Below are 12,571 nucleotides of genomic sequence, written 5' to 3'. Positions count from 1 at the left end.
CCATGGTCACATCACATGCGTCGCCCACCGTGGTGATCGTCGGGGCCGGGCATGCCGGCGGCACTCTCGCCGGCATGCTGCGGCAGCAGAAGTTCGACGGTCGCATCGTCCTGTGCGGGGACGAAACCCATCCGCCCTATCACCGCCCGCCGCTGTCGAAGAAGTACGCCGACGACGAGTTCGTGCAGTGGCTCAAACCGGAATCGTTCTACGCCGACAACGAGATCGACACGCTGCTCGGTGATCCGGTCAGCCGCATCGACCGGGACGCGCGTACCGCGACGACCGTGTCCGGAACGGTGCTGGAGTACACGACACTCGTGCTCGCGACAGGCGCCGCGCCGCGGACGCTGTCGCTCCCGGGAAGCGATCTCGAGGGCGTGCTCAGCCTGCGCACCCTCGCCGACGCCACAATGCTCCGCGAGGCAGTGCACACCGGATCGGCGCTGGCGATCATCGGCGGTGGCTACGTGGGACTCGAGGTCGCGGCGTCGGCCCGCGCCCGCGGATGCGACGTCACGGTGATCGAACGGGAGGACCGGGTGCTGGCCCGAGTGGCGAGCCGGGAACTGTCGACGGCTCTCACCGACTTCCATCGGAACCGGGGAACCCGCATTCTCACCGGGGCCGAGGTCCGGGGAATCAGCGGCTCCGACGGCCGCGTGGCCGGGGTCGAACTCGGTGACGGAACCGAGATCGCCTGCGACCTCGTCCTGGTCGGGGTCGGCGCCATCCCGAATGACGCGCTGGCACGCGAGTCCGGCCTCGAGTGCCTCGCCGGAATCGTCGTCGACGGCTCTGCCCACACGAGCGATCCGCATGTTCTCGCGATCGGGGACGTGACCTATCGACTGCACGACACGCTCGGGAAGATGGTACGGCTGGAGAGCATTCCGAGTGCGGTCGAGCAGGCGAAGCAGGCGGCGGCAGTCATCATGGGCGCCCCGCTCCCACCGCACGAGGTGCCGTGGTTCTGGTCGGATCAGTTCGACCTGAAGATGAAGATGGCGGGCATGATCGGACCGGACACGCAGGCGATCCTGCGCGGCGACGCCTCCGACACTTCGTTCGCACTGTTCCACCTCGACAGCGACGGGATACCGGTGGCCGTCGAGACCGTGAATGCCGCAAGCGAATTCATGGCCGGCAAGAAGTTCATCGGGAATCGCACCAAAGTCGACCGCACTGCCCTCGCCGATCCCGCGACACCGTTGCGGGAAGCCGCTCTCTGAGCATTCGATCCACGCCGGTTTTCCGGGGCCGGCCCCCACAGACATGGAGTCATTGACGATGGAAGCACTCGCAGCAGTCGCGAGAGAACCCCACACGGAGTTCTCGCTCGAAACGATCACCATCGACGAACCGAAGACCGGCGAGGTCCTCGTCGAAATCGAAGCGGTCGGCATCTGCCACACCGACCTCGCTGCCCGCGACGGCGCCCTCCCCACCGCGCTGCCCGCGGTCCTCGGCCACGAAGGCTGCGGCTTCGTCCGCGCAGTCGGCGACGACGTCACGAAGGTCGCCGCCGGCGACCGCGTCGCCATCACCTTCAACAGCTGCGGGACCTGCCCCTCGTGCACCACCGGGGCACCGTCCTACTGTCACCAGTTCATGCACCTCGCCTACGACGGAGTACGCGAAGACGGCACGGGTCCGCTGTCGACCACGGACGGCGAATCCCTGACCGGCCTGTTCTTCGGACAGTCCTCGTTCGCCACCTACAGCCTCGCGTTCGAACGCAACGTCGTGAAGGTTCCCGCCGACGTTCCCGCCGAACTCCTCGCTCCGCTCGGCTGCGGAATCCAGACCGGCGCCGGCGCCGTCATGCGCTCCCTCGACTGCCGACCCGGATCCGCGATCCTCGTCGCCGGTGCCGGATCGGTCGGGCTGGCCGCCGTCATGGGCGCCGTCGTGCAGGGCTGCACCACCATCATCGCCGTCGAACCGCACCAGTCGCGGCGCGACCTCGCCCTCGAACTCGGCGCGACCCATGTCCTCGACCCCGCTGCCGGTCCGCTGGCCGAGCAGGTCCGCGCGATCATCCCCGCCGGCGTCGACTACGCGATCGACACCTCCGGCGTCCCCGCCGTCATCGAATCACTCGTCGGCGCCATGACCTTCCACGGCAAGATCGGCCTCATCGGGGTGCCCGCCGACCCCGCAGCCTCGGTGCCGCTGAACATCATCAACTCCCTCGCCATGGGGCTGACGATCACCGGAATCATCGAGGGCGACAGCGTCCCCGACGAGTTCATCCCCGAACTCGTCGAGCTGTACAAGGCCGGGAAGTTCCCGCTCGACAAGCTCGTCACCACCTTCCCCTTCGCGAAGATCAACGACGCGATCGACGCCCAGCACCGCGGCGAAGTCCTCAAACCCGTGCTCCTGCACGACTGACGACCCCACCTTCCGAACCTTTCCGATAAGGACACCCCGATGACGATCGACTACCCCGATCTCTACATCCGCGGCGGATGGACCCGGCCCGCCGGCGACTCGACGATCCCGGTCATCTCCCCCACCACCGAGCAGCGCATCGGCTCCGTGCCGGAGGGCACCGAAACCGACATCGACGATGCCGTCGACGCCGCCCGCGCCGCGCTCACCCAGTGGGCGTCGTGGACCGCGGCCCAGCGCGCCGAGGTGCTGAACCGGTTCGCCGACGAACTCCAAGCCCGCGCCGAGGACACCTCCACGCGGGTCAGCAGCCAGAACGGGATGCCCATCACCCTTGCCCGGCAGTTCGAGGGCGGGTTCCCACCGGTCCTGCTGCGCTACTACGGCGACATGGCGGCGAACCAGGAAGACGAGATCCGGCCCGGCATGCTCGGCGGCTCCACACTCGTCACCCGCTCCCCGATCGGCGTGGTCGGCGCCATCGTCCCGTGGAACGTGCCGCAGGCCATCACGTTCCTCAAACTCGCCCCTGCCCTCGCCGCCGGCTGCACCGTGGTCCTCAAACCGTCCCCCGAAACGGTGCTCGACGCATTCCTGATGGCCGAAGCCGCCATCGCCGCCGGACTCCCCGCCGGCGTGGTCAACATCGTCCCCGGTGGACGCGACCTCGGCGCATATCTCGTGGCCCACCCCGGGATCGACAAGGTCTCCTTCACCGGCTCCACCGGCGCCGGACGCGCCATCGGCCGCACCTGCGGCGAACTGCTGCGCCCCGTCACCCTCGAACTCGGCGGAAAGTCCGCCGCCGTCGTCCTCGACGACGCCGACCTCGCCGCGAACATCGAGTCGTTCTACGCCGCCACCCTGCTCAACAACGGGCAGATCTGCTGGCTCGGCACCCGCGTCCTCGCGCCCCGCTCACGCTACGACGAGATCGTCGACACCATCACCGACCTCGCCAAGGGCCTGTCGGTCGGCGACCCGCTGTCCGACACCACCCAGATGGGACCGCTCGTCTCGTCCCGGCAGCGCGACCGCGTGGAGGGATACATCGAGAAGGGCCGCTCGGACGGCGGACGCGTCACCACCGGCGGCCGCAGACCCGCCGACGCCGAACACGGATGGTTCGTCGAACCCACCGTCTTCGCCGACGTCGAGACCGGCCACACGATCGCACAGGAAGAAATCTTCGGGCCCGTCCTGTCGGTCATCCCCTACACCGACGAGGCCGAAGCCCTCACGATCGCCAACCACTCCGACTACGGACTCGGCGGCTCCATCTGGACCGCGGACCCCGAACGCGGCGCACAATTCGCCCGGGGCGTCGCCAGCGGAACGGTCGGGATCAACGGCTACTCCAACGACCCGACCGCCCCCTTCGGCGGCATCAAGAACAGCGGCCTCGGCCGCGAACTCGGACCCGAGGGCCTCGCGAGCTACCAGCAGCTCAAGAGCATCTACCTCGACGTGCGATGACCCCGTGAGTGCGGCCGTGCGACACCACGCACGGCCGCACTCACACCCAGACGAGAGAACGGAAGACGCCGGTGACCAACGAAGAACTCGCCATGCTCGAATTCGCGGTCAAATGGGCACCCTTCGGCGGCGGCGACGAACACATCCTGCCCGAGTTCGGCGTATTCCCGACCGTGTTCTACCGCCGCCTGCAACGGCTCCTCCGCCACCACCCCACCGTCAACGACAGCGTCCGGCTACGGCTCGACGAACTGTGCACGACGAAACTCACGCCCGCACGCCCCAGCAAGCGCAAGTCGTATGCGCGTGCGCGTGCGGTGCACTGACGACATCACCCTCGGCAGACCGATCTCAGCCGAGACCGGCGATCCGGCGCCAGTGCGCGTGAGCGGTGGGGGTCCACTCGGCGCGTAGGTCCCGCAGTCGCCGGGCGGCTTTCAGCCCGCGCCAGTCCGGCAGCAGCACCTCGGGGAGCCGCGGATCCATGTACGGCATGCGCCGCAGCGCGTCCGCGAGTTGGAGGTGGGCGAACAGCAACTCGTCGCCCGGTTCGAACGTGCGCGCGTCGAAGCGGTCGAGCAGTTCGTCGTACTCCTTCTCGGCGGCCTCCAGATCCCATGAGCGGCGGACGAGTTCGTTCTCGGGAATCCCGGGGACGGCGAGCGTCCCGACGAACGAGACCGTATTGGCGGTCAGTCCGAGAGACTCGATGGTTCTCTCAGCTTCGGCGGCACGGTCGACGTGGGGGGTGACCCAGACGCCGGGTGTCGGGTTCCCGAATCCTGCCCACCGCAGCGCGGCATAGAGCTTCTTGCGGGTCGAGCGGTGCGACTCCGGAATCGGCACGTTCACGACGAGCCACCTGCCGTCCCACTGCGTGGTGTCGACGTCGGTGGAGAAGACACGAAGTTCACCTTCGGTGAAGAGCCGATGCGCCTTGTCGGTCAACGTCCACTGCGTTTCGCGTCCGTTCCGGTCGGCGGCGATCAGACCGGCGGAACCTGTGCGCGCAATCGCCTGCCGGGCGGCATGCTCCCCGTACCCGAGTCCCTTGAGGACGTAGAGAAGCGCGGCCGTCCGCACCGGCTGTCCGTACGGTTCGACGAGTTCGCCGAGCACCGTGACGAGGACCGACCGCGCGCTTCCGGTCGACGCCACTTCCTTGTCGGGGGTGGACGCCGGTTTCGCGTCGGACGGCTTCGAGTCAGACATGAGTGTCATCGTCGCGCATCAGGTCGACCGGCTGCCACAACACCCCTGCAGACCCTGGTCACCGATCGTCATCGACACCCCAGTCCCGGAAGACGGCCTCGGTGTCGGCGCCGGGTGTGCGGGGCGACGCATAGGTTGCGGGCGGTGCCTCGGCGAAGCGGGGCGCCGCGGCCGGCTGACGCTGTCCGAACGCGGTCACGACCGTGTTGCGCGCGGCGATGTGCGGGTGGTCCGGCACCTCGGCGAGGGCCAGCACCGGCGTCACGCACGCGTCGAGGTGCGCGAACGCCTGCACCCACTCCTCCCGACTGCGCGTGACGAAGACGTCGGCGAAGGTCTTCCGGAGCGTCGACCATGCCGACTCGTCGTACTGGTCCGGCAGACCCGCGGGGTCGAGTTCGAGTCCCGCCAGAAGCTGCGCATAGAAGACGGGCTCGACGGCGCCGACCGCGATGTACCGACCGTCGGCGCACTCGTACGTGTCGTAGAAGGGCGCCCCGCCGTCGATGACGTTGGTCCCCCGCCGATCGGACCAGAGCCCGTTCTCGGTGAGCGTCCAGAACATCGTCATGAGCGCACTCACCCCGTCGACCATCGCGATATCGACCACGTCTCCGGCACCTGTCCGCTCCCTCGCGTACAGGGCGCCGAGAATGCCGGTGACCGCCGGCATCGAACCGCCGCCCAGGTCGGCGACCAGGTTGAGCGGTGCGTGCGGCCTATCACCGTCCCGTCCGATGGCATTCAGCGCACCTGTGAGCGCAAGGTAATTGATGTCGTGCCCGGCATAGGGCGCGAGCGGGCCGTCCTGGCCCCAACCGGTAATCCTGGCGTACACGAGCCGAGGGTTCCGCTGACGGCACACGTCGGGACCGATGCCCAGCCGCTCCGCCGCACCCGGCCGGTAACCCTCGATGAGGACGTCGGCCTTGTCGACGAGCTTCAGGATCCTCGCCAGGTCGGCGGGGTCCTTCAGGTCGGCACTCACCGAGCGTCGATTACGCAGTCCCGCATCCTTGTCCACGGGCAGCAACTGCGTCACGCCCCCTGGACGCTCGATTCGCACGACCTCGGCGCCGAGGTCCGCGAGCTGCATCGCGGCGTGGGGCGACGGGCCGATCCCGGCGAGTTCGACGACCCGCAATCCATCGAGCACATGTTTCATCAGGAGCCTCCGAACGACGGACGACGTGGGTTCTCCCCACAATCAATGTTTGACAACTCTGGCTACTATCTATCCAATAACGTAATATCTCAAGTCAGGTCGCCGCGGCGCAGTTCGTCAGTCGTCGGGGTGTATCCGTCCACGAAGTCGAAGGGCTGGATGTGAACGAACTGGATCCGACCGTCATGTCGTCGCTGCGTGCGGCGGCCGATGACCCGGTCGCATACGCGCAGGCATGGAAAACGAAGCACGGGAACCGCGTGATCGGTTCTTTTCCGATGAACTTTCCCTCCGAGATCGTGCACGCCGCCGGTGCGTTGCCGGTGATCGTCCAGGAAAGCCGCACCCCGATCACGGAGGGACGCAACCTGCTTGCCGAGTTCTACTGCGGCTACACCCGCAGCGTCGCCGATCAGGCCGCGGTCGGTGAACTCGATGTCTTCGACGGCTTCGTCGCCGCCGATCACTGCGTGCAACTCCTCGGCGCCGTCGACGTGATCCGCTGGGCGCGGCCCGAGAAACCGGTGCACTTCGCGCAGTTCACCAGCGCGATGGACGATCCGTGGACCAAGCCGCGGGTCGCGGGGCGCGTGCACGAACTCAAGCTCGAGATCGAGGGTGTCGTCGGGGCGACGATCACGGACGAGTCTCTCGCCGAGAGCATTCGGCTGTTCAACACGAATCGACGCCTGCTCCGGGAGCTCTACGACCTGCGGCGCACGGGCCGTGCGCGCATCACTGCGAGCGACATGCAGGTATTGGTGAAGTCGAGCATGGTGATGGACATCGACGAACACAATGCCGCCCTGAACGGGCTTCTGGTCCGGCTCGACCCGAGTGCCGACGCACTCGACGATCTGGTGCGGTTGCATCTCTCCGGTCACTTCTGCCACGCCCCGCGCCCCGAGGTCCTCGATGTGATCGAGGAATCCGGAGTGATCGTCGTCGACGACGACCTGTACACCGGTTTCCGGTACATCTCGACCTACGTCCCCGAGCACGGCGATCCACTGGACGCGCTGTCGGAGTGGTACCTGGACCGTAACGACAACGCCCCCTGCCCGACACGGGTCACCGTCGGAGTCGACTGGGACACCTATTTGATCGACTCACTCGAGAAGAGCCGCGCGAACGGTGTCGTCGTCCTGATGGCGAAGTTCTGCGAACCCCACATGCTCTACTACCCGGAGTTGCGCAAGGCACTCGACGCGCACGGGATACCGCTGCTGCTCCTCGAGACCGAGCACGAAGGCAACCCCGTCGAGACACTCCGCACCAAGATCGAGACCTTCGTGGAGCGCATTCGCCGTCAGCTCGCACCCGTCCCGTCCTGAATTCGACTTTCACTCAGAGGAGTTCGCCATGGCGATCGAAGAGATCAGCAAGGAAAAGACCCGCCGCTTGTCGAGTACGCGAGTCGGCGGCAAGTTGGTGGCCGACTATTGGGAGAACATCTTCACCGCCAAGGAACGCGGGAAGCACGTCGTCTGGTACAACGGCGCCGCACTGAACCCGCTGTTCCAGGCCGCGGGCCTGGAATGGTGCCACGGCGAGGCGTTCGCCGCTCGACTGGCCGCCCAGCACCTCGAAGGGCCCGCCCAGGCCGCCGGCGCCGAGTACGGCTACATCGGTGAGCTCTGCTCGTATGCGCGAACACATCTGGGCTGCGCCGTGCTGACACACCAAACCGCGGCCGACCGGGAGACCGGCGTGGTCGGCATGGTCGACCAGCAGGAATTGGCGAGCAAACTGCCTGCCCCCGACTTCTTCGTCAACGGTTACGCCGGATGCAGCACCGGTCAGCAATGGGACGCGATGACGTATCGGGTGTTCGATCGCAAGCTCCCGCTGTTCAACGTCTCGATCCCCATGCTGTGGGGCAACAAACCCGACGCCGGGTACATGCGGGGCGAGGAGTGGACCGAGGTGAGCAAGTACGTCGAAGGGCAACTGCGCGAACTCATCGCCTTCCTCGAACACCAGACCGGCAGACCGTTCGACTGGGATGGACTCAGCGAGAGCATGTCCTACATCAAACGGGCCTCCGAGCTGCGCCTCGAAGGAATGGCGCTGTGCACGCAGGCACCCACGCCCGCGACCTACTGGGACTGGGTCGCGAGCATCGCCCCGATCAACTTCCTGCCCGGCAGTCAGGCGCTGGTGGACTATTTCGCCGGCGTGAAGGCCGAAATTCAGCAGCGGGTCACCGACGGGGTCAGCGCGGTCGCGGACGAACGCTACCGCGTGTATTTCGACGGCATCATGAACTGGAACAAGCTCGGCTTCCTCACCCGGAAGTTCGCGGAGTACGACGTCGCCGTCGTCGCCGGCCGCTACACCCACGAATCCTTCTGGCAGGAACCACAACTCATCGACGTCGACAATCCACTCCTGGGCATGGCGCAGCACTACCTGCTCTGCCCACTGAACCACGGATTGAAGAACCTGCAGGAACTCCTGCTCCGCCGGCTGGACGAATACGCGATCGACGGGATCGCGTTCCACTCGACGCGGACGTGCCGGGCGATGACCAATCCGCAGACGATGCTCGCCCGCGCTGCCGAGACGGAGCGCGGCGTCAAGTCGTTCTTCTTCGAAGGCGACGTCGCCGACGCGTCGTTCTACAACGACGAACTGTTCGACAGTCGACTGGAGGCGATGCTCGAGGCCATCGACGTGCAACGGATGAAGTCCGTGATCTAGATGGCTGCCACCTCCTCAGACAAAACCACACACGGTTGGTTCGTCATGGGCGTCGATCTCGGGTCCACCACGGCGAAGGCAGCCGTCGTGGACCAGGACGGCGCCCTGCGCGGATCGAGTGTCGTGCAGATGGGAGCCGTGAGCCGCGAAGCGGTCGCGCGCGCAATGGACGGGGCGATGGCGGCCGCCGGTGTCGCGCACACCGACATCCGGCGGACCATCAGCACCGGCTACGGGCGCAAGCTGGTGCCCGGGGCGAACCGGACGTTCACCGAAATCACTTGCCACGCCCGAGGCGCCGCCGCCCTGCACCCGGGTGTGCGGCTGGTTATCGACATCGGCGGACAGGACAGCAAGGCCATCATCGTCGACGACGACGGTCTCGTGGAACGGTTCGCCATGAACGACCGGTGCGCGAGCGGGACCGGCCGCTTCTTCGACGTGCTGGCGCGGGCACTGGAAGTCGACATCGGCGCGGTCGGCGAACTCGCGCTCGCCGGTTCCGACAGCCTCGAGGTCAGCAGTATGTGCGCGACCTTCGCGGAGACCGAGGTGATCTCACTACTGGCGCAGGGCCGCGAGAAGGCGGACATCGCCGCGTCGGTGCACAAAGCGGTCGCGGCGCGCACACTCGGACTGGTGGCGCAAGTCGGCAAGGCGACACCGACGGTGATGACGGGCGGAGTGGCGAAGAACCCGGCCGCGCGTCTTCACGTCGCGCAGGCGCTGGGCCACCCGGTGGAATTACTCGATCAACCACAGATCGCGGGTGCGTACGGCGCCGGACTGCTGGCCCGTGACGACTACGCGGGCACCGCTGAGGCGCCGACGTCGTCCGACTCCGCGACCGAAGAGCAGTTCCAGGCGAGCCTGTCGAGCGCGACTCCGCACTGCCAGGACTGCGACGGCAGGCCCGGCCATTCCCATCCGGGCACCGGCGAACCGGTGCCCCTCGAACTGCAGAGGAACATCCGATGACCACAGACACACCCGAAGTCTGGGTACCAGACCTGTCCGAGGCGACCGTCTACATCGTGGGCGGGACGAGCGGCGTAGGCCTGCAGGTCGCCCGTCAGTTGGTCCGGGCGGGCACCCAGCGCATCGGTCTGGTCGGCCGCAACACCGAACGCGGCGAGAAGGCGGCGGCGGAGATTCGATCACTCGCTTCGGGTGTCTGGGCCTTCTTCGCCGCAGGCGATGTGAACGAGCCCGCCGAGGCCGCGCGGGTGACCGAGGAACTGTCGGCCTCGCTGGGGCCTGCCGATGTCCTGATCAACAGCACGGTGAGCGCGTTCACGCCCCGACTGTTCCACGACACGCCCCCCGAAGCCGTTCCGTCGATCCTGCTGCAGCAGGCGCTCGGCCCGATCAACATGTGCCGGGCCGTACTTCCACACATGCGGGCGAAGCACGGCGGCGCGATCGTGAACATCGCCTCCGACGCGGCGAAGCATCCGACCCCGGGAGAATCCGTCATCGGCGCGGCCATGGCCGCCATCGTGATGTTCTCCAAAACCCTTGCGATGGAGGCCAAGCGCGACGGTATCCGCGTCAACGCGGTGACGCCGTCGCTCATCCGCGACACCGGCGCCTACGACCGTGTCATGGCCGAGCCGTTCAGCGCCAAGCTCTTCGCGAAGGCCACCGGACTGGCGTCACTGGGGGTCGCCGAGCCGGTCGACGTGGCCGACCTCGTGCTGTTCCTGTGCAGCCCTCAGGCCCGTCGGATCACCGGTCAAGCGGTCAGCCCGAATGGCGGTATCTCGGCGGGGTGAGGGCTCCTCAGCTCGCCCACACTATTTTGACGGATTCATAGCGATCAGCTCCACATATGTATTACATTGCGTGGTGACTGAGACACCACTTCGCAGCCGACTCCGGCTTCCTCGTCACGAGCACCTCACGCTCCACCAACTCCCCCACCCCGCACAGCCCGAAGGCAGGATTGCATCATGCCCCTCGAAAAGTCTCTTTGGCCGGCGACACCGAGCTCCGGCGTCCGCGACATCACCGTCGGCGACCTGCTGCGAGAGGCCGCGTCGGCGGTACCCGACCGCCTCGCCCTGGTCGACGGATCTCCCGATCCGGCCGACCGGCGAGAGTGGACGTACCGTCAACTCCTCGCCGACACCGAGAAGGCAGCCAGGGCACTGCTGGCCCACTTCGCGCCCGGAGACCGGATCGCGATCTGGGCGCCCAACAGTGCGGAGTGGGTCATCCTTCAGCAAGCGATCGCGATGGCCGGGATGGTGGTGGTGGGCGTGAACCCCGCCTACCGCGCCCACGAACTCGAGTACATCCTTCGCCAGTCCCGCTCGGTCGGGCTCTTCTACCGGGAAAGCTATCGCGGCGCGGACCTCACGGCGGTCCTGGCGGAAGTACGGCCGTCACTCCCTGAACTCCGCATGGTCGTGACGCCCAGCGAGTGGCAGTCCTTCATCGCGACCGCGGATCCGGCAAGTGACTTACCCGCTGTCGCACCCACCGCCCCGGTGCAGATTCAATACACCTCCGGAACCACCGGTTTCCCCAAAGGCGCACTGCTGCATCACAAAGGAATCGTCAACGAAGCCACGTTCGTGTTCGAGCGGGCCGGGCTGGTGGACCACGTCGTCTGCGTCAACGCAATGCCGATGTACCACATCGGGGGCGGTGCCGTAACCGAACTCGGGACGTTCGCGGCACACGGAACCTTTGTGGTGCTACCCGGCTTCGACGCCGCGCTCATGCTCGAGATGCTCGAGGCCTACCGCGGAACACACTCGCTGATGGTCCCGACGATGCTCATCGCGCTTCTCGAGCACCCGGACCGCGGAACACGCGACTTGTCGAGCCTCCACACCGTGCTGTCCGGCGCGTCAGCAGTTCCCCAGGCACTCGTCGAACGGGTGCTCGACGAACTCGACTGCCAAGTCACGATCCTGTTCGGGCAGAGCGAGATGCACGGCGTCATCAGCCAGACCCGAGTCACCGACGATCCGGCCGATCAGGCCACCACCGTCGGACAGCCGCTGCCGGAACTGGAAGTGAAGATCATCGACCCCGTCTCCCAGGAGATCGTCCCGATCGGTGAACAGGGCGAAATATGCTGTCGTGGCTACCAGACGATGCTCGGCTACTCCGAGATGCCCGACGAGACCGCCGCCACCATCGACGCCGACGGATGGCTGTACATGGGTGATCTCGCAACGATGGACGAACGAGGCTTCCTCCGCATCACCGGCCGCCTCAAAGACATGATCATTCGTGGCGGCATGAACATCTATCCCCGCGAGATCGAAGAACTGCTGTTCCGGCACGACGACGTGGCCGAGGTTGCGATCGTCGGGGTTCCGGACACCCGATGGGGCGAGCAAATCGGCGCCGTCGTGCGACCGGCGGACCCCGCCAATCCACCGGACCCGACCGAATTGAAAGCCTGGTGCCGCGACCGAATCGCGGCCCACAAGACGCCGTCGCTGTGGTACTTCACCGACGCACTCCCCATGACACCGTCCGGGAAGATCCAGAAATTCCGTGTGCAGCAGGAAATTGCGTCCGGTGCGCTCACCGCCGCACACCTCGATACCCAGCCGGCGCCGGAGTCACTGTCCAACAGCTGACCCGGACTCACGCGTA

11 protein-coding genes are annotated in these 12,571 nt (G+C 66.8%); 9 read left to right on the top strand and 2 right to left on the bottom strand.

The window, feature by feature from the left end:
- Positions 1–2: 2 nt before the first annotated feature.
- From JWS13_RS30590 to JWS13_RS30575, 4 genes are all read left to right on the top strand, one after another.
- Positions 3–1,232, top strand: a complete 1,230-nt coding sequence (locus JWS13_RS30590; RefSeq protein ID WP_206009112.1) for an NAD(P)/FAD-dependent oxidoreductase — start codon at positions 3–5, stop codon at positions 1,230–1,232.
- A 58-nt stretch (positions 1,233–1,290) separates the two neighbouring features.
- The gene (locus JWS13_RS30585; protein ID WP_206009111.1) at positions 1,291–2,397 is read left to right on the top strand and encodes an NAD(P)-dependent alcohol dehydrogenase; all 1,107 of its coding nucleotides are present in this window, start codon (positions 1,291–1,293) and stop codon (positions 2,395–2,397) included.
- Between the two features lie 39 nt (positions 2,398–2,436).
- Positions 2,437–3,873, top strand: a complete 1,437-nt coding sequence (locus tag JWS13_RS30580) for an aldehyde dehydrogenase (RefSeq protein ID WP_206009110.1) — start codon at positions 2,437–2,439, stop codon at positions 3,871–3,873.
- Between the two features lie 71 nt (positions 3,874–3,944).
- Positions 3,945–4,199: a hypothetical protein gene (locus JWS13_RS30575; RefSeq protein WP_206009109.1), complete on the top strand. Its 255-nt coding sequence runs from the start codon at positions 3,945–3,947 to the stop codon at positions 4,197–4,199.
- A gap of 25 nt (positions 4,200–4,224) precedes the next feature.
- Here JWS13_RS30575 and JWS13_RS30570 read toward each other — a convergent pair whose 3' ends face one another.
- Together JWS13_RS30570 and JWS13_RS30565 are read right to left on the bottom strand one after the other, a co-directional pair.
- Entirely contained in the window at positions 4,225–5,094 is an 870-nt protein-coding gene (locus tag JWS13_RS30570) for a PaaX family transcriptional regulator (RefSeq protein WP_206009108.1), read from the bottom strand.
- Between the two features lie 49 nt (positions 5,095–5,143).
- Entirely contained in the window at positions 5,144–6,250 is a 1,107-nt protein-coding gene (locus tag JWS13_RS30565; protein WP_206009107.1) for a CaiB/BaiF CoA transferase family protein, read from the bottom strand.
- Positions 6,251–6,411: 161 nt separating this feature from the next.
- On the opposite strand from JWS13_RS30565, the gene JWS13_RS30560 reads away from it, so the two are divergent.
- From JWS13_RS30560 to JWS13_RS30540, 5 genes are all read left to right on the top strand, one after another.
- Positions 6,412–7,584 carry a 2-hydroxyacyl-CoA dehydratase subunit D gene (locus JWS13_RS30560; protein ID WP_206009106.1) on the top strand — a complete coding sequence of 391 codons (1,173 nt, stop codon included), beginning with the start codon at positions 6,412–6,414 and terminating at the stop codon, positions 7,582–7,584.
- A 28-nt stretch (positions 7,585–7,612) separates the two neighbouring features.
- Entirely contained in the window at positions 7,613–8,953 is a 1,341-nt protein-coding gene (locus JWS13_RS30555; protein ID WP_206009105.1) for a 2-hydroxyacyl-CoA dehydratase subunit D, read from the top strand.
- A gap of 45 nt (positions 8,954–8,998) precedes the next feature.
- Positions 8,999–9,931 carry an acyl-CoA dehydratase activase gene (locus tag JWS13_RS30550; RefSeq protein WP_206009104.1) on the top strand — a complete coding sequence of 311 codons (933 nt, stop codon included), beginning with the start codon at positions 8,999–9,001 and terminating at the stop codon, positions 9,929–9,931.
- On the top strand, positions 9,928–10,728 hold the full coding sequence (locus JWS13_RS30545) for an SDR family NAD(P)-dependent oxidoreductase (protein ID WP_206009103.1): 801 nt from the start codon (positions 9,928–9,930) through the stop codon (positions 10,726–10,728). Before JWS13_RS30550 ends, JWS13_RS30545 begins: the two co-directional genes overlap by 4 nt.
- Before the next feature lie 177 nt (positions 10,729–10,905).
- Positions 10,906–12,555, top strand: coding sequence for an AMP-binding protein (locus tag JWS13_RS30540; RefSeq protein WP_206009102.1), 1,650 nt, complete (start codon positions 10,906–10,908; stop codon positions 12,553–12,555).
- The last annotated feature ends 16 nt before the right edge of the window (positions 12,556–12,571 follow it).

The organism is Rhodococcus pseudokoreensis (assembly GCF_017068395.1).
GTDB lineage: Bacteria > Actinomycetota > Actinomycetes > Mycobacteriales > Mycobacteriaceae > Rhodococcus_F > Rhodococcus_F pseudokoreensis.
Note: the sequence above shows the minus strand (reverse complement) of the source record. Positions and strands in the feature narration are given on the sequence as shown.

What these genes read in the sequence shown, in the direction of transcription:
- JWS13_RS30580 (WP_206009110.1), top strand. Translation starts at nt 2,437, where the DNA reads ATGACGATCGACTACCCCGATCTCTACATCCGCGGCGGATGGACCCGG.
- JWS13_RS30590 (WP_206009112.1), top strand. Translation starts at nt 3, where the DNA reads ATGGTCACATCACATGCGTCGCCCACCGTGGTGATCGTCGGGGCCGGG.
- JWS13_RS30585 (WP_206009111.1), top strand. Translation starts at nt 1,291, where the DNA reads ATGGAAGCACTCGCAGCAGTCGCGAGAGAACCCCACACGGAGTTCTCG.
- JWS13_RS30570 (WP_206009108.1), bottom strand. Translation starts at nt 5,094, where the DNA reads ATGACACTCATGTCTGACTCGAAGCCGTCCGACGCGAAACCGGCGTCC.
- JWS13_RS30540 (WP_206009102.1), top strand. Translation starts at nt 10,906, where the DNA reads ATGCCCCTCGAAAAGTCTCTTTGGCCGGCGACACCGAGCTCCGGCGTC.
- JWS13_RS30555 (WP_206009105.1), top strand. Translation starts at nt 7,613, where the DNA reads ATGGCGATCGAAGAGATCAGCAAGGAAAAGACCCGCCGCTTGTCGAGT.
- JWS13_RS30545 (WP_206009103.1), top strand. Translation starts at nt 9,928, where the DNA reads ATGACCACAGACACACCCGAAGTCTGGGTACCAGACCTGTCCGAGGCG.
- JWS13_RS30565 (WP_206009107.1), bottom strand. Translation starts at nt 6,250, where the DNA reads ATGAAACATGTGCTCGATGGATTGCGGGTCGTCGAACTCGCCGGGATC.
- JWS13_RS30550 (WP_206009104.1), top strand. Translation starts at nt 8,999, where the DNA reads ATGGGCGTCGATCTCGGGTCCACCACGGCGAAGGCAGCCGTCGTGGAC.